A 16,686-nucleotide genomic window follows, 5' to 3' on the forward strand; every position below is an offset into this window, starting at 1 on the left:
TGCGTAAGTAACATACGTGGATGTTTAAATCATCATGAAGGAGGTTAGTGCATGTCCAGAAAATTAGTAGCCTCTATTAAAGAGCAGGCGATTTCGCTGGATGACCCGTCTGCATTTGACCGGCTTCTGAAAGATATAGGAGATGCACAGATTGTGATGATTGGTGAAGCGACGCATGGAACTTCAGATTTCTATCGATTGCGCGCCGAATTCTCAAAACGTCTCATACAGGAAAAGGGTTTCGCTGCCATTGCTGTGGAAGGCGACTGGCCGTCTGTACAGAGAATAAACAGCTATGTCAAAGGATACAATGATGAGACATCCCTCAACGAGTTGCTGTCGCGTTCATTCAGCAGATGGCCGGCATGGATGTGGGCGAATGAAGAAATTGAAGCATTTGTCACGTGGCTGGCTAATGAAAACGGGCAACGTGGTTCAGACTCCTCAGTCGGCATGTACGGTATCGACCTGTACAGCTTATACGATTCTATCGATGAAGTTATGAACTTCCTGGAAAGCCATTCATCTTACGGTGCCGATCTAGAACTTGCCAAAAAAGCATTCTCCTGTTTTGAACCGTATAATCGGATGCCCGAACACTATGCCTTGTCATCTGCCCACTTCACTGATCAATGCATAACAGAAGTAACGAGCCTACTGGAATCCATCCGAACGAATGAAGAGCACTATCCCCGCGCGCATGAGCAAGACTTGAACCTGACAATGAACGCTCTGGTAGCGAAAAATGCAGAAGCCTATTACCGGGCAATGCTTCAAGATGATGCACTGTCATGGAATATTCGCGATACCCACATGGCAGAAGCAATTAAGGAAGTACAAAATTATTACGGCAAAGACGCCAAAATTATTGTGTGGGAACATAACACCCATATCGGTGACGCATCGGCGACTTCAATGACAGACCATGGATTGACAAACGTTGGCCAGCTGATCCGCAAGCAGTATGGTAGGGACAATACGTACGCGATTGGTTTCGGCACATATGAAGGGACGGTCATTGCAGGAAGCAGTTGGGGAGAAACTCCGGAAGAAATGGTCATACCGCCTGCACGTTTTAATACATGGGAAGGCCAACTGCACGCAGCGGGCGCACATGACAAAATGCTGTTGTTCAATGATGAGAACCGAAAGCAGTTTGACGAATGGATCGGCCACCGCGCAATCGGTGTGGTCTACCATCCCGAGTTTGAAGCCCACGGCAACTTCGTCCCGTCCCGCATCAGCGAACGCTACGACGCCTTCCTATATATCGACCGCTCGACTGCGTTGAGGCCGTTAATCTGGTAAAGAAGGTACCTTTAGTATTTTAAAGAAGGTACCAGGTCCTAACACAAATCGGAAACAATTCAGAATTGAACCGAAGTTGTGTCTGGACCTGGTACCTTTAGTATTTTTCATATGAACCTCGCGATATTCATACATATAGATAGTGTGCAAAAATATGAGTTTACGGAGGCCTTCTATTGTTGAAAAAATGGGTTGTGGTGTGTGTGGTTTTTCTCATGGCTGTAACAGGGACGATGCAGAATGTACAAGCTGCAAGTTTTAAAGATATGCATAAGAATACGTCGTCGCTATATGTCGAAGTGAATTACTTGGCAGACCGCAGCATTATAAGCGGTTATCCGGACGGGAAATTTAAGCCAAATGAACCGATTGCAAAGAAGCATATTGCCGCAATGCTAGTTCAGGCACTGGATCTGCCGAGGACGAATTTGCGGGATCCTAACTATAAGGATGTACCAAAATCTCATCCCTATTACAATGAAATAGCGGCTGCGTATAATGCCGGACTGTTCTCAAATGCGGTCAATTTCAAACCGGAATCCAGTATTTCTCGCGCATTTATGGCAAGGTTGATGAGTAAAGCATTTAATTTGAAGGTGCATAAACAGGGAGAAGAAAGTCCACGGTACAGCGATGTCCCTCCCCATTCTGAGTTTCACATAGATATTTTGAGAGTGTCGTCGAACAATATCGCCACTGGATATCCTAACGGGACATTCAAACCGAATCAGCTCATTACACGTTCTCATTTTTCAGCATTTCTTGCGCGTGCCCTTACAACGAGGGTGATGAATATTATGCCGGATCCGAATTATACGTATTACTACACAGACGGATCTAGCAACTATCGCTATGAATATGACAGAAAAGAAGAGAACGGCATGGCTTATTGGCGTATACACAACGAGACGAAACATGAAAAGATTCCTCGTTTAGGCTATATGCAAAACTCTTGGTCCTACGCAGAAGCTTACGACGACTGGTTCCACTACGATCAATATATTCCGTCTCCTTTTGTTGTCACTCAGATCCACAGTGCAAACGATATCGGACCGGTCAACTACGGGAATATTTGGATTACAGAAACGAATGCAGTGAAAACAGTTCGTAAAATAGAGTACCGTGACGTGCTAGTAATGGAGAACTATATGCCATGGGACAATAAAACAGTGTTCGAATACTACGCGAAAGATATTGGACTGATTCAACGTGTGGACAGTTCGGGGAAAGAGCTATATGGATTGGTGAAACGTGTGAAAAAAACTAAGTAACTATACGAGGTCCCGGAACAATTCCTGATTGTTTCGGGACCTTTTGCTGGTACCAGGTCCCGACACAACTCGGAAACTATTCTGAATTGAACTAAAGTTGTGTGTGTACCTGGCACCACCTATGAAAAAACAGCGCACCCTCGTCTACACAAGAGGGTGCGCTGTCTCCATTCACTTTTCTTCAATTAACCCACTATCCACCAAGAATTCCTTAGCGACGAGTTCAACCATCATGCCGTCATTGTCGACTTTTCCATTCATGACTTGCATGGCTTTTTCATCGATTTTACCTTCGAGAAGGCCGAGTACTTCTTCAAGTTCGGGGTATTCTTTGAGCGTTTCATCTCGTACTAACGGCAGTGCATGATAGGGAGGGAAATACGATTTATCATCTTCCAATACACGTAGATTCGCAATGGCCAGCTGTCCATCCGTCGTGTAGGAGTTAATGACATCTACTTCATTTGCACCAATCGCACGATACATCATGCCGTGATCCATTCCTTTGACATCTTTAAACGCGATGTCATATTCCGTTTGGAAACCAGGTAATCCATCTGGTCGGTCAATAAATTCGAACACGGCGCCTAGTGTAAAGTCCTTCGATACTTTAGCGAAATCACTAAACGTCACAAGGCCTAACTCTTCAGCTTTCGCCTCATCTAGTGCCAGTGTATACGTATTATTGAATCCGAACGTACCGAGTGCGGTGATATTGTCACCGGCGACAAGTCGTTTGGTCGCTGCTAATGTTTCTTCGGCTGTCCCAGGTTCTTCGTGATAATATGTCACCACAATGGTCCCCGTATAGTCAGGGATGACATCTATATGGTCATTTGTCATGGCGTTCCAGACGACAGACGAGCCGCCCAAGTTTTCTTTGTAAAGAATATCTAGACCTAACCGATCCTCAATTAACTGTCCCATTATATTAGACAAAATAATACTTTCCGTATTATTTCGAGAACCGAGTCTAAGTGAATCTTTTTCATTGAATATACAGCCTGAAAGTAGGCTAGCCAGTAAGATCGTGACGAGCAATAGTGTAAGTTTGTTTTTCAACATTATTTCAATCCTTCCGGCGTCGTCCAACGTTCAACCGCGCTAAAGAACGTTTCAAGGGCAATTGCAAGGATCGCCGCTGGAATGGCTCCAAGTAAAATCAATCCGTCTATTCCACGTGTAATTCCGAGGAAAATGAAATCGCCGAGTCCACCTGCTCCGATGAATGCAGCGAGAGTCGCGTTACCGACGTTAATCACTGCAGCTGTTCGAATGCCGGCCATAATAATAGGGACTGCAAGAGGCAATTCAACTTTAAACAAAATTTGCCTGCTCGTCATACCCATACCTCTCGCGGCTTCGATTGTGGCGGGATCCACGTCTTTAATCCCTGTGTATGTGTTTCGCATAATAGGCAGTAACGAGTAAAGGAATAACGCAGCAATTGCGGTTTTCACGCCAATTCCGAAAATGGGAATCATAAAACCAAGTACAGCTAAACTAGGGATGGTTTGCATAATACCTGCCGCACCAAGTACCCCAGTTTTCAATTTAGGTACGCGTGTAATGAGAATTCCGAGCGTTACAGCAATGAGCACTGCGAGGATCATCGAGAAAAATACGAGTTGAATATGGACGGATGTCGCTTCGAGCACTTCCGGCCATCGCAATTTGGTTTGTTCTACAAGTTGTTGCCATATATTTAAATTATTCATGTAGATCGTCCCCCTTATCTGTCCATTGACTAGACATCGCAGAGAGTAAGGAGCCGCGGTTGACGAGTCCTACAAGTATATGATGTTCATCGACAATAGGGATCATGCCGAACGGTGAAGTGTCCATCATAATAATTGCATCTTTTGCCGTCGCCGTATCCACTAAATAAGGTACTGCAGGTTTCATCACTTCATCAATGGTTTGGATGCCGTCCACATTTTTAATCAAATCATAAGCAGAAACAATACCCAGTAGCTTCTTATGATCATCTACGACGAGAAGATCCGTTATTTTTCGTTGACGTATAAGTGAAATGGCTCGTTCTGGAGAAATGCTAGAACGGGTCGTGACAACCTTCTCTGCCATGATCTCAGTAACAGGCATCAATTCAGGATTTTGGATAATTCGATGCTTACCCATAAACTCTTCGACAAAGCCGTGTGCGGGTTCGTGTAGTAATTTCTCTGGAGTGTCTAACTGAAGTAAATTCCCATCTTTCATAATGGCAATACGGTCGCCCATTTTTAACGCTTCATCCATGTCGTGTGTAACAAAGACAATGGTCTTCTTTAACTTTTTGTGTAGCTTAATTAATTCTTCTTGCAACTGTTCACGTGTAAGGGGATCCAGTGCACTGAACGGTTCATCCATTAAAATAATATCTGGATTTGCTGCAAGCGCTCTCGCAATTCCGACACGTTGTTGTTGTCCACCTGATAATTCCTTCGGATAACGTGTAGCATAAATTTCCGGATCCAGTCCCACTAATTCAAGTAGTTCTTGGACACGTGTTTTAATTTCTTTTTCATCCCAGTTTTTAAGTTGCGGTACAATAGAAATGTTTTTTTCAATCGTATAGTGAGGAAAAAGGCCGATTTGCTGAATGACATAACCAATATTTCTGCGGAGTTCAGCGGCGTTGTAAGATTTGATATCTTTGCCGTTGATAGAAATTTTTCCACTTGTGTGTGGAATAATCCGGTTAATCATTTTCATTGTAGTCGACTTACCTGATCCACTAGGTCCTATCAGAACAAGTAATTCGCCTTCAGCAATCTCGAAGTTGACAGATTTCACAGCTTGAAATCCACCATCGTACATTTTTGAAACATTTTCAAACTTCAGCATAAGTACCTCCTGTATGTAATGAAAGAAAAATCTTATTTTTAAACGATTCCAAAATTGATAGTTAAGCACTGACCGGTGCCTCTTAACGAATTCAGAAAATCGCTCACCGAATTACCTTAACATATTAGTAAAGTATGTTCAAGAAGGAATGAATTTATAGGGTACCAGGTCCCCACACAACTCAAAACTATTCTGAATTGAACTGAAGTTGTGTGCGGACCTGGTACTTTTTGTTTGCCGTTTGTCCTTCAATTTTGATTTCGCTAGTAAATACGTATAAAATATACTTCTGTACTCTTATAAATTACTGGAGAAGTACGGGTGTACATAATGAATAAAAGTTTACGTGGAGGGTTTTTATGAATTATAGAATCAGTAACAAGCAAGTATTCGAGCAAGCACAGTTGCGATCGGTGTCAGATGTGCCGTTCACTGAAGAAGAACTGCAAAACGGTATGAGGTTAGCGGTGGCTAAGGAAGACCCTACGTTGGCGCTGTATTTGGTAGAGGTAGACGGTCAGAGGAAATTTGAAGTTCGTTGGGATGATTCACACGAGCTTTTCACGGGCTGGTATTCGGCTTGGGAAAATTTCACATGGTGTTTAGATATCGCAGGTAACTGATTTCACAGATATTTGTGTGCAAAACTATCCATATGCTTGAGTTAAAAGACTCCGCGGGTTTATGCAAACTGGCGGAGTTTTTGTGTTTCGGTACCAGGTCCCCACACGATTCAGAATTGAACTAGAATTGTGTGGGGACCTGGTACCGTTCGCAACCCGCTCTGTCCCCAAAAAAGCTCCACAAACATATGCTATTACAAAAGTAGAAGTTTGTGCTACTTATAAGGGGAGAGGAGCTACTAGTTCATGGCTACAAAACCGCAACAACTAAAAAGAGGCGACACGATAGGCATTGTTACGCTTGGAAGTCCGCTCGCGGCCACTCGCATTACGGAAGGGATCCGGATGTTGCAAAGTATGGGATATAAAGTCGTGGTGGGTGATCATGTGTATTCCGCTAATGGGTTTCTTGCGGCGACTCCTCGGCAAAGGGCTTCGGATTTAATGAAGATGTTTAAAAATCCGGAAGTGAAATGGATTTTACCTACTCGCGGTGGTGTTGGGGTGGCAGGTATCTTACCATTCCTTGATTTTAACGTCATTAAACAAAACCCGAAAATTGTTTCGGGATACAGCGACATCACGGTTTTATTAAATGTCTTATTTGAATATGCCGACCTCATCAGTTTTCAAAGTTTGTTATTGTTAGACTTTAATTCAGGAACACCTTCGTATAATTTCAACCAATTCTTTACAGCGACATCAAATGTCAGGGCACCTTGGCAAATTATGAATCCACCTGGAGTTCCACTGATTGGATTAGTTCCAGGAAACGTTACAGGACCGATTGTAGGGGGGAATCTCACGTCGTTCGTAGGTACGTTAGGCACCTCCTATGAAATCAATACGGAAGGCAGAATTCTTCTTTTGGAAGAAACACATGAACCGATCAATACGGTGTATCGCTACGTAAACCACTTAGCAATGGCAGGAAAATTTGATGATTGTGCAGGGATTATAATGGGACAATGTACGAACTGTGAATCGGCATACGGGAAAAGTTACGTAGATTTGATCAATGAATTTTTCGTTCCACTTGGCAAACCTTTATTGACGAACTTGGCCAGCGCACATAGCTACTATAAAGCGACGATTCCTATTGGGGCGAGTGTTCAAATGGATACGGTGAATCGAACGTTGACGGTGATGGAGCCAGTAGTAAAGTAGGTGCCAAGACCACATACTCTTCATTTATATACAATCATGATTTTTTAGTTATATACGTAAGATTTGGGGTATACTAATAAAGCAAGAAGGTCTACTTTGGTAAATTAAAGTATCGTATAGGTATTGAATAGATGATCTTTAAAGACGACAAGAATAGTAGGTGAATAAGATGGGGAAGTATCAATTGGATAGCAAAGGTAAGGCGGCTGTGGCAAAGTATCATGAGAAGAACAAGCCAGTGCAATTTGATAAAAAGAAGCAACTTGAAAAAATCCGTACAGCGTATTTGGAAAAAAAGCAAAAACAAACAGATGAATAAGATACATTAGGTGTTAGCACGGCTCGAGAACTATGTTGAAATGTACTGACACCTAGCACGTAATTTTCATATTCATACATGGAAAACTCTCAGCATTCATTGCTTGGAGTTTTTTGTATCCAGCCAACACAATCATTGGGAAAATGTGTTAGTAATGAAACGATTTAATATCGTAAACCTGTAATTGTTGTTATGATGTGTTTATATTCTGCAGGAAGAGATAGTTGCCGTCAGAAAATACTTAATAAGGTGTGAATTCCATTGAATCTTTTAAATGTTAGAAAAGGCCAATTTGTTTATTACCAAAACAAGCTACATCAAGTCTACTCAGTGAAAGCTTTTTTTAAGCAGTCGGTTCACTTAGTCCGATTAGAAGATTTTGAACAACAGCTGGCAACTGCTAGAGAAATTAATTTGTATAAACCAAAACATATGGACAGTTTTGTAGTGAATCATAAACGCTATACATTGCATAAAGACGAGAAGGCTAAAGTAGGCGATTATATTTTAATCATCAATCCACAGCCCGATTCATTAGATTATCACTATCTACACGCGATTGAAATGGTGTCTTCTATTGAACGAAACGGCGTTATCAGTAATAAATCCAATGGAATTAAACATAATGAGTATTGGGTGATGATCCCGGGGCTACAAGAGGGCGCGAATATTATTGATCTGGAAATTCCAGATGTCAATTATATAACTGAACAAGGAAACCAACAGTTGGAAATCCAGACACCTGAAGCGCATATACCTAAAATAGGCGATATATACCAATGTCACGACAGTGTTCCACCTCTACAGGCAATGGTTATCGCTATACAAGGCGATACGCTTTATTTAGGCGGAGACGTTGAAGTGAAAATGGATGAATTGATGGATACGGATTCTTGGAGTTTGGTTCACACCATTCCGAGTCTGTAGTCTAGAACGCGACAGAAAAACAAATGAAGGTACCTAATCCTCACACGAATCATTGACAGTTCTGAATGGAGCTATTAGTAGTATCGGGTTGTATTTCTTCTAATTGAATTTGAAACGACTGGGCTTGTTTCCAGTCGTTTTTTTCGTCGGGAGACTTGCTGTAACATAACTCAGTTAACAAGTGCTACGTTATGTCTGCGGTCACAGAATATTTCCCATTTCAGCTATCAATCATTATACTAGAAAAGACGGAACGAATATACGTTCTGAATTCGACCGTACACTATACAGCTAGAGAGGTTTACATATGAAAGGCACTTCACATTTAGTTATCGGCACAGCTGTCGGCGCCATTGCGGGATACGCTGTGCAGCCGGATATCCAGACTGCTTTGATTGGCGCGGTGGTTGGCGGAATATCTGGAGTAGTTCCCGATCTGGACACGAACGGGCTCGCGAGCAACAGTATCACACTTAGTAAGAAAGTCAGCAAATGGCTCATGGAAACTGCTGGCATCGTCATTTTGCTGACTCTCATCTATCAGGTATTTACAGAAGGACTGAGTCAAGAAATTTATGTGTATGGAGGCATCGGACTTCTGTTGCTGATTGTGTCGCGTCTCATCACACAGCGCCGAATGCTCACCATTACCGGTATTCTTGTCATGCTTCTCGGTTTTGTCCTTGACCAGTCGCTAGGCATTTTACTTGCTGGCGGCTATATACTCATTGCCTCGTTCTTACCGCATAGATCCTATACGCATTCTATACTTGGCATTGTTTTCTATGCGTATATATTGAAGCATTTATATGCGCAGTGGCCGATTGACGGCTTACTCGCTGCAGGGCTTGCCGGTTATATTAGCCATCTTCTGGCCGATATGAAGATTCTTCCTGTTAACCGGCGCGGAGTTAAATGGTTTTTGCCTTTGTGGAATCGGGAATTTTGAGGTACCAGGTCCCGACACAACTTGAGAACAATTCAGAATAGTTTTATTGATTACTTAAGAGAAGCGCTACACACGCTTCTCTTTTTGCTATATGATTACTATAGTTGAACTTAATTTGAATAATACATAGGTGAAAAAATGAAAAAACAAAATAAAAAACCCATTAGTATGCAAGTATGGTTGACGGCTTTGGTGTGTTTGGTTGTTCTAGTTTCTCTTTCAGTAGCCGGTTATTTAATTGGTAGCAATGCAGCCGATCAAGCTAGGAAATCTCAATCGGAAAAAGCGATGAATATAGCCATTACTATCAGTCATGCACAGTCGGTGATTGATGGCTTGACAGGAAAAGGACCAATTGAAGATATCCAGGCGTTCACTAAATCTGTACAAAACGACACACAAGTTGAATATATCGTAGTAATCAATAATGAACGTATCCGCCAATCCCATCCAGTAACTGAGCGCATCGGCCAATATTTTGTAGGCGGTGACGAAGACAAGGCATTTAAGGGAGAGCAGTACACGTCCATGGCTACAGGAACATTAGGTAAGTCAATGAGAGCGTTTGTACCGATCACGTCTGAAGGTCAAATTATTGGTGTGGTTGCTGTTGGTATTATGATGGATAATGTTCGTACTAGTGTTTTAGCCAGTATGAATGCGAGCTTTATCGGGATTGGCTTTGGTTTACTGATTGGCTTATTTGGTGCCGTTTTATTGGCAAGAAAAGTGAAGCGTACTTTATTTGGACTTGAACCGAGGGAAATCGCTCAACAACTTCGCGAAAGGGAGTCGATGCTTGAAGCGGTCAGCGATGGTATTGTTGCCATTAATGACAAGGCAGAAATTGTCTTAGCGAATCAAGCAGCCATCACGCTTTTTCGGAATGCGGACATGGAAGGAAATCCTATTGGAAAGCCTATTCAATCTTTTGTTCCTTCGCTACCGCTTCAGCAGATGCTTGAACATAAGAAACCTCAGTATGACCAAGAGTATAAATTAAATGGACTGGATGTCGTCGTCACCCAAGTACCTGTCATTTCTAACCATCACGTAGTCGGAGCACTTGCTATATTCCGCGATAAATCCGAATTAACTTCGCTAGTGGAACAGCTATCCGGGGCTAGAGTATACGCTGAAACGCTGAGGTACCAGACGCATGAGTTTATGAATAAACTGCATATCATCATGGCGATGGTTCACACGAAATCTTATGATGAGTTAAAAGAGTATACCGCCTATATTTCAGATGCTTACCAAACAGAAACAGGCCTTGTTTCAAGACTAGTCAAAGATCCCGTCATTGCAGGCTATTTAATGGGGAAGTTAAGAGAATTACGCGAATCGGGGATAAAAATTAAATTCAATGGGGATCATCCGCTACCTCCTTTAAAAAAGGTTGAGCATATGGATAAGATCATCACGATACTAGGAAACTTACTAGATAATGCTTGTGATGCAGTGAGTGATCAAGCCGATGGGGAGTTACAAGTGACACTTAATTATGAAGAGTCTCGATTAGAATTCAGCGTACACGATAATGGACCTGGAATCCTTGTAGAGAATATCGAAGAAGTATTTGAACAGGGAATGTCTTCAAAAGGTGAAGGCCGCGGTTATGGGCTGTACCTGGCTAAAATCGCATTGGATGAATTGGGTGGTATTTGGTCTGTATCTTCTACGAAAGGAAAAGGGACACAATTTAGTGTAAGTGTTCCATACAAAGGTGAAGCATTATGATTCAAGTATTAATCATTGAAGATGATCCAATGGTTGCGAAATTCAATGGAATTTATTTGGAAAGTATTCCAGGTTTCTCGGTTGCCGGTTTTGCAAAAAATGTAGCTGAAGCTCGGAAATTTCTTGAGTTGTCAAAAGTGGATCTCATTTTACTCGATGTCTATATGAAAGGACCGACCGGACTTGATCTATTAAAGGAGCTTCGAAAAGAGGGCGACTCGCTAGATGTTATTCTAATTACAGCTGCCAATGATAAAGAGTCTGTGCAACAAGCGCTTCGATATGGGGCTGTTGATTACCTTATAAAACCATTTACTTTTGAACGCTTTCAAAATGCTTTATTGCAATTTAAAAAGCAACTTCATTTGATGAATCAGCATGAAAAAATCAGCCAGGATGAAATTGATCATTTACTTCATACCGTGGATAGAAAAACTAGTAACACATTGGAATTGCCAAAAGGTCTGACGAAAACGACATTCACACGTATTGCTGAGCAGATCATCGAAAGGCAAGGAACTATATTTTCTACAGCAGAACTTGCAGAAGACGTTGGAGTGTCAAGTGTATCCACGCGAAAGTATTTACATTATCTCGTTGATCATAAACTAATCGATAGCGATATAGTGTATCAGTCAACAGGGCGTCCATTAACAAATTACCAACTGTTGCCTGAAAAAGTAGATATCCTTCAGTCGTTGCTAAATAAGTAATATACAGGTTGTACGAATAAGCATTCAGGCAGTTTGGCGACAGAAATTCGCAACTGCTTGAGTTGCTTATTTTAGTTACAAAAGTATTTGTTTGATTACGTAATATATAAAATCTGAATAGTCCCTCTTATAGTTAAACAAATAAGAAAGCGTTTTCGGAGGGATGACAATGAAGGATATGGCATCAAATACCTGGCAGAAATTATGGCGTTCACATGACCAGGCAAAAGATTTACTTAATTTCTTTTCTTATAAGAAAAAACTAACGGCAGCAAATCATCATGTAACTGCAAAAGAGGAACAGATTTCACCTCAACCCCCTAATCAGAACTCGGGTAAAAGTTCTTCCTATTCTACCGTCCAATTGGTAGGTCTAATTCTGGGTCCGCTTTTATTTATCATCATGATGTTCTTTTTATCTCCTGAAGGGATGAATTCGGAAGCCAAATCGGTACTGGCTGTAACGCTGTGGGTAGCGACATGGTGGATTACGGAAGCGATTCCTATTCCAGTCACATCGCTGCTTCCCATTTTTCTATTACCGGTGACAGGGGCTATGGAAGCCGATGTAGTTACATCTTCCTACGGCAATGATATTATTTACTTGTTTTTAGGCGGGTTTTTCATTGCTACAGCGATGGAGAAATGGAACTTGCATAAACGGCTGGCACTGGCCATTATTGCATTCATCGGTACAGGGACTCAACGTATCTTGCTCGGCTTCATGACGGCTACAGCATTCCTGTCTATGTGGGTTTCAAATACTGCTGCGGTTATGATGATGATTCCTATGGGATTGGCGATTACAGCCCAGGTAGCTGCTGCGTTAAAAGGCACTCCGGAAGAAAAGGAATTGCCGAAGTTTGAAAAAGCACTTATTTTCGGAATTGGTTATGCAGGAACGATTGGTGGGCTCGGTACGCTTATAGGGACACCGCCCAATATTATTCTAGCGGCACAAGTTAAAGAATTATTCGATGTCGAGATTTCCTTTGCGGGCTGGATGCTCGTCGCAGTACCAATTGTCATAGTGCTGTTGTTTTCTACGTGGATTTATCTTGGACGCTTTGCGTTTAAGATGAATATCAAAGGTCTTCCAGGCGGAAAAGAAGTGATCACCGAAGAACGAAAAGCTTTAGGGAAAACATCATTCGAAGAAAAAGCGGTGAGTGCAGTCTTCGCTTTTGCAGCGTTTATGTGGATTACGCGTGAATTTCTTTGGATGAACATCCTCCCAGGTTTAAAAGACGGCATGATAGCGGTAGTGGCAGCGGCATTGCTGTTTGCTATTCCTACTTCCAAGAAAATCGGCAAACGCATTCTAGCATGGGAAGATTCAAAAGAAATTCCATGGGGAGTTTTGCTATTATTTGGAGGAGGACTTGCCATTGCAGCGGGTTTTCGAGAAACGGGACTTTCTGAATGGATTGGTTCGCAATTGACAGCTTTGGAAGGATTCCATATGTTCGCTATAATTGCTGCCTCTTCTTTACTCGTACTAGCATTGACGGAGTTCACATCGAATACGGCAACAGCAACCATGATTCTCCCTGTATTGGCAGCGCTTGCACTATCCATGCATATCCATCCATTTGCTTTGATGGTACCCGCTGCAATGGCTGCAAACTGTGCTTTCATGTTACCGGTCGGCACACCTCCTAACGCTATCATTTTCGCAACGAATAAGCTCCGCTTGAGAGAAATGGTACGAGTCGGATTTATCATTAATGTGTTTGTACTCATACTGATTGTATTGGCTGCCTACTTCCTATTACCTCTATTCTGGGGAATTGATTTGCAAGTAGTGCCGGAATCGTTTTATGAGAATTTTAAGTAATTAAAGTTTACTAGTTATCAATAAATATAGAAAACCCACTAGCCAGTTCTAGTGGGTTTTAGTTTGATCTAAACTGTGTTGGGACCTGGCACCACAAAAGAGGATTACATCTCTCAAAACTGGGAATGCTAGTAGATAAGTGTCATCATTTCAAGGAGGGTTTACTAATGAAAAGGAGTTCGTCGACAGACAGAATACTACCGGTTACCTCGTTCAATAGCGGAGATGTGAAAGAGATTGCTGAGGGGATTTACTGCTATACGGTGCAAATCGTCAATGTTTTTTTCATACGGAATCAAGCAAATCCGAATGAATGGATTCTGATTGACGCCGGAATGCCGGCTTCGGGTGGTACCATACTCGAGAAGGCGGAAGAGTTGTTCGGCAAGGATTGTAAGTTGAAAGAAATTATTCTGACGCACGGTCATTTCGACCATATCGGTGGCATTATCGATATCTTGGAGAAGCAGCCCGTGCCGGTTTACGCCCATCCTTTAGAAATGCCATTTCTGAGTGGAGAGAAAGACTATCCTAAGCCTGATAGCTCGGTAGAAGGTGGTGCAGTTGCGAAAATGTCCGGTACTTTTCCTATCGAAGCCATCGATATTTCCGAATATCTTCATTCGCTGCCGGAAGACGGTACTATACCGATGTTATCGGGCTGGCGGTGGATTCATACACCGGGACATGCACCAGGTCATATTTCATTATTCCGAGAGCAAGACCGTTTGCTACTGGCAGGTGATGCGTTTGTGACGGTGCAGCAAGATTCGCTCTATAAAGTGCTGACACAGAAGCAAGAAATCCATGGTCCTCCCGTTTATTTGACGACGGATTGGAAAGCGTCGAAGGCATCGGTACAAACGTTGGCCAATCTCAGACCCGTAGTCGCTGGTACCGGACATGGCAGCCCGGTGTCGGGTACGGAACTTATAGAAGGATTGAATAGGCTGGCGGCTGACTTTGAAGAATTGGCAGTGCCGGATCATGGTCGGTTCGTTGATGATGAAAAATAACCCGGATTTTTATCCGGGTTTTTTGATTGAATTTGCATCTAGGTTTTTTATCTTGGAGTCATTTAAATTGTAATGTTTTTTTGCTTGTCCAAAAAGCAGTCAGTGAAGTTGAATGAAATGGACGTGGCGCCATAACTATTTCAACATGCATAATTCTAGAAATCGTTCCTGCTATATAAGTGGAAGGATCTGTGAGTAAAATCATGATCAGGAAGATAATATATAAAAAAATAGGGTTAATGCTATTGTGTATATAAGTATATTATTATATACTACTTTTGGAAAGGAGCATATATTATGAATGTAAAAGAGACGGTTGACATACAACGAGCCTCGCAGATTTTAAAGTTATTAAGTGATAAAACGAGATTAACGATGATGAAACTACTTTCATCACATGAATGTTGTGTGTGCGAATTCGTAGAAATTTTTAAGATGAGCCAGCCCGCCATTAGCCAACATTTACGTAAGTTGAGAGATATTGAACTAGTAAAAGAGGAACGAAGAGGTCAATGGATTTTTTACTCAATCAATTGTGAACATGAGGAATACATGCTGATTAAAAGTATACTCGACCAATTGCCGGAACAAGATGAATCCATTCATGAATTGAAGAAACAAGGTTTACGAATTTCATGCAACTAGGGAGGACATAGGAATGGCTACAACTATGATTGCGATTGCCATATTCGTTATCACGTTAATCTTTGTGATTTGGCAACCGAAAAATCTGTCAATTGGATGGACAGCTTGCATCGGCGCTTTATTCGCTTTATTATTTGGCGTTGTGGATGTTCAAGATGTAATAGATGTTACAGGTATTGTATGGAATGCTACGTTGGCATTCATTGCTATCATCATTATTTCACTCATACTGGATGAAATAGGATTTTTTGAATGGGCAGCTTTACATATGGCGCGTTTTGCCAAAGGCAGCGGAATACGGATGTTTATTTATGTAAGTGTACTTGGCGCTGTTGTGGCTGCATTATTTGCAAATGATGGAGCAGCGTTGATTCTGACACCTATCGTGCTTGCAATGGTGAGAAACTTGAAGTTCAGTGAAAAGATGATCTTTCCATTTATTATTGCTAGTGGATTCATTGCGGATACAACATCATTGCCTTTCGTTGTGAGTAATTTGGTCAATATTGTTTCAGCAGACTTTTTTGGGATCGGTTTCGTTGAATATGCATCTAGGATGATTGTCCCTAACTTGTTTGCTTTGGTTGCGAGTATCACCGTCCTGTATATATTCTTCCGTAAAAGTATTCCCGGTCGCTATAATGTATTGGATTTAAAAGAGCCTAAAGAAGCGATAAAGGATGTCAAAATGTTTAGGCTATCATGGATAATACTGAGCATATTGGTGACCGGTTATTTTGCGAGTGAGTATTTACATATACCTGTCTCCATCATTGCTGGTATCGTAGCGATATTTTTCTTAGTTATGGCAAATAGAAGTACCGCTGTGCAAACAAAACAAGTGTTGAAAGGAGCTCCTTGGGCAATTGTATTTTTCTCAATAGGTATGTATGTAGTCGTGTATGGATTAAAGAATGCGGGCTTGACAAGTGTATTGGCAGATGTTATTCAAATGGCAGCGGATCAGGGATTGTTTGTTGCTACTATTTCCATGGGCTTCATAGCTGCTTTTTTATCATCAATTATGAATAATATGCCGACGGTCATGATTGATGCGCTTGCCATTGCAGATACAAACACTACAGGCACAATTCGGGAAGCACTGATCTATGCAAATGTCATTGGATCTGATCTTGGACCTAAAATCACGCCCATTGGATCATTGGCAACTTTACTGTGGCTGCATGTACTTTCGCAGAAAGGTGTCAAAATTAGCTGGGGAACCTATTTTAAAATAGGGGTCATTTTAACGATTCCTACACTGTTTATTACATTGATCGGATTATACCTGTGGTTATTGATTATTTAAATGAAATAAAAAAGG

General features: G+C 41.7%; 16 protein-coding genes. 13 read left to right on the plus strand and 3 right to left on the minus strand.

The window, feature by feature from the left end; all coding sequences use genetic code 11:
- The first annotated feature begins 51 nt into the window (after positions 1-51).
- Positions 52-1,308 carry an erythromycin esterase family protein gene (locus tag CSV67_RS06135; protein WP_099630721.1) on the plus strand — a complete coding sequence of 419 codons (1,257 nt, stop codon included), beginning with the start codon at positions 52-54 and terminating at the stop codon, positions 1,306-1,308.
- Between the two features lie 176 nt (positions 1,309-1,484).
- Positions 1,485-2,579 carry an S-layer homology domain-containing protein gene (locus CSV67_RS06140; protein ID WP_099630722.1) on the plus strand — a complete coding sequence of 365 codons (1,095 nt, stop codon included), beginning with the start codon at positions 1,485-1,487 and terminating at the stop codon, positions 2,577-2,579.
- Between the two features lie 171 nt (positions 2,580-2,750).
- On the opposite strand, the gene CSV67_RS06145 is transcribed toward CSV67_RS06140, so the two are convergent.
- From CSV67_RS06145 to CSV67_RS06155, 3 genes are read right to left on the minus strand one after another with little or no spacing between them, the layout of a single operon-like run.
- Positions 2,751-3,644 carry a glycine betaine ABC transporter substrate-binding protein gene (locus CSV67_RS06145; RefSeq protein ID WP_099630723.1) on the minus strand — a complete coding sequence of 298 codons (894 nt, stop codon included), beginning with the start codon at positions 3,642-3,644 and terminating at the stop codon, positions 2,751-2,753.
- On the minus strand, positions 3,644-4,297 hold the full coding sequence (locus tag CSV67_RS06150; protein WP_099630724.1) for an ABC transporter permease: 654 nt from the start codon (positions 4,295-4,297) through the stop codon (positions 3,644-3,646). The genes CSV67_RS06145 and CSV67_RS06150 overlap by 1 nt, the downstream gene beginning before the upstream one ends.
- Complete coding sequence (locus CSV67_RS06155) at positions 4,290-5,426, minus strand: betaine/proline/choline family ABC transporter ATP-binding protein (protein ID WP_099630725.1); 1,137 nt, start codon at positions 5,424-5,426, stop codon at positions 4,290-4,292. Before CSV67_RS06155 ends, CSV67_RS06150 begins: the two co-directional genes overlap by 8 nt.
- 359 nt (positions 5,427-5,785) lie before the next feature.
- Between CSV67_RS06155 and CSV67_RS06160 the strand changes: the two genes are divergently transcribed.
- The 11 genes from CSV67_RS06160 (at position 5,786) to CSV67_RS06210 (ending at position 16,671) form a co-directional block, all read left to right on the plus strand.
- Positions 5,786-6,049, plus strand: coding sequence for a hypothetical protein (locus CSV67_RS06160; RefSeq protein ID WP_099630726.1), 264 nt, complete (start codon positions 5,786-5,788; stop codon positions 6,047-6,049).
- A gap of 246 nt (positions 6,050-6,295) precedes the next feature.
- The gene (locus CSV67_RS06165; RefSeq protein ID WP_099630727.1) at positions 6,296-7,216 is read left to right on the plus strand and encodes a S66 peptidase family protein; all 921 of its coding nucleotides are present in this window, start codon (positions 6,296-6,298) and stop codon (positions 7,214-7,216) included.
- 169 nt (positions 7,217-7,385) lie between these two features.
- On the plus strand, positions 7,386-7,535 hold the full coding sequence (locus CSV67_RS16790; RefSeq protein WP_099630728.1) for a hypothetical protein: 150 nt from the start codon (positions 7,386-7,388) through the stop codon (positions 7,533-7,535).
- A gap of 261 nt (positions 7,536-7,796) precedes the next feature.
- Positions 7,797-8,462 (plus strand): hypothetical protein, encoded by a 666-nt coding sequence (locus CSV67_RS06175; protein WP_099630729.1) that lies wholly within the window; start codon positions 7,797-7,799, stop codon positions 8,460-8,462.
- A 307-nt stretch (positions 8,463-8,769) separates the two neighbouring features.
- A complete protein-coding gene (locus CSV67_RS06180) occupies positions 8,770-9,411 on the plus strand; it encodes a metal-dependent hydrolase (protein WP_099630730.1) in 642 nt (213 codons plus the stop codon).
- 138 nt (positions 9,412-9,549) lie between these two features.
- Entirely contained in the window at positions 9,550-11,151 is a 1,602-nt protein-coding gene (dcuS, locus tag CSV67_RS06185; RefSeq protein WP_099630731.1) for a DcuS/MalK family sensor histidine kinase, read from the plus strand.
- Positions 11,148-11,864 (plus strand): response regulator, encoded by a 717-nt coding sequence (locus CSV67_RS06190; protein ID WP_099630732.1) that lies wholly within the window; start codon positions 11,148-11,150, stop codon positions 11,862-11,864. Before dcuS ends, CSV67_RS06190 begins: the two co-directional genes overlap by 4 nt.
- Before the next feature lie 169 nt (positions 11,865-12,033).
- Entirely contained in the window at positions 12,034-13,701 is a 1,668-nt protein-coding gene (locus CSV67_RS06195; protein WP_099630733.1) for an SLC13 family permease, read from the plus strand.
- Between the two features lie 167 nt (positions 13,702-13,868).
- Entirely contained in the window at positions 13,869-14,717 is an 849-nt protein-coding gene (locus CSV67_RS06200) for an MBL fold metallo-hydrolase (RefSeq protein ID WP_099630734.1), read from the plus strand.
- A gap of 297 nt (positions 14,718-15,014) precedes the next feature.
- Complete coding sequence (locus tag CSV67_RS06205) at positions 15,015-15,362, plus strand: ArsR/SmtB family transcription factor (protein WP_099630735.1); 348 nt, start codon at positions 15,015-15,017, stop codon at positions 15,360-15,362.
- 13 nt (positions 15,363-15,375) lie between these two features.
- Entirely contained in the window at positions 15,376-16,671 is a 1,296-nt protein-coding gene (locus CSV67_RS06210) for an arsenic transporter (RefSeq protein ID WP_099630736.1), read from the plus strand.
- The last annotated feature ends 15 nt before the right edge of the window (positions 16,672-16,686 follow it).

The sequence above is a fragment of the Sporosarcina sp. P2 genome (genome assembly GCF_002743255.1).
Lineage (GTDB): Bacteria > Bacillota > Bacilli > Bacillales_A > Planococcaceae > Sporosarcina.

Excerpts from the sequence above, each read along its gene's own strand:
- CSV67_RS06155 (WP_099630725.1), bottom strand. The coding sequence starts at position 5,426 with ATGCTGAAGTTTGAAAATGTTTCAAAAATGTACGATGGTGGATTTCAA.
- CSV67_RS06145 (WP_099630723.1), bottom strand. The coding sequence starts at position 3,644 with ATGTTGAAAAACAAACTTACACTATTGCTCGTCACGATCTTACTGGCT.
- CSV67_RS06150 (WP_099630724.1), bottom strand. The coding sequence starts at position 4,297 with ATGAATAATTTAAATATATGGCAACAACTTGTAGAACAAACCAAATTG.
- dcuS (WP_099630731.1), top strand. The coding sequence starts at position 9,550 with ATGAAAAAACAAAATAAAAAACCCATTAGTATGCAAGTATGGTTGACG.
- CSV67_RS06180 (WP_099630730.1), top strand. The coding sequence starts at position 8,770 with ATGAAAGGCACTTCACATTTAGTTATCGGCACAGCTGTCGGCGCCATT.
- CSV67_RS06165 (WP_099630727.1), top strand. The coding sequence starts at position 6,296 with ATGGCTACAAAACCGCAACAACTAAAAAGAGGCGACACGATAGGCATT.
- CSV67_RS06135 (WP_099630721.1), top strand. The coding sequence starts at position 52 with ATGTCCAGAAAATTAGTAGCCTCTATTAAAGAGCAGGCGATTTCGCTG.
- CSV67_RS06200 (WP_099630734.1), top strand. The coding sequence starts at position 13,869 with ATGAAAAGGAGTTCGTCGACAGACAGAATACTACCGGTTACCTCGTTC.
- CSV67_RS06195 (WP_099630733.1), top strand. The coding sequence starts at position 12,034 with ATGAAGGATATGGCATCAAATACCTGGCAGAAATTATGGCGTTCACAT.
- CSV67_RS06190 (WP_099630732.1), top strand. The coding sequence starts at position 11,148 with ATGATTCAAGTATTAATCATTGAAGATGATCCAATGGTTGCGAAATTC.
- CSV67_RS06205 (WP_099630735.1), top strand. The coding sequence starts at position 15,015 with ATGAATGTAAAAGAGACGGTTGACATACAACGAGCCTCGCAGATTTTA.
- CSV67_RS06210 (WP_099630736.1), top strand. The coding sequence starts at position 15,376 with ATGGCTACAACTATGATTGCGATTGCCATATTCGTTATCACGTTAATC.
- CSV67_RS06160 (WP_099630726.1), top strand. The coding sequence starts at position 5,786 with ATGAATTATAGAATCAGTAACAAGCAAGTATTCGAGCAAGCACAGTTG.
- CSV67_RS16790 (WP_099630728.1), top strand. The coding sequence starts at position 7,386 with ATGGGGAAGTATCAATTGGATAGCAAAGGTAAGGCGGCTGTGGCAAAG.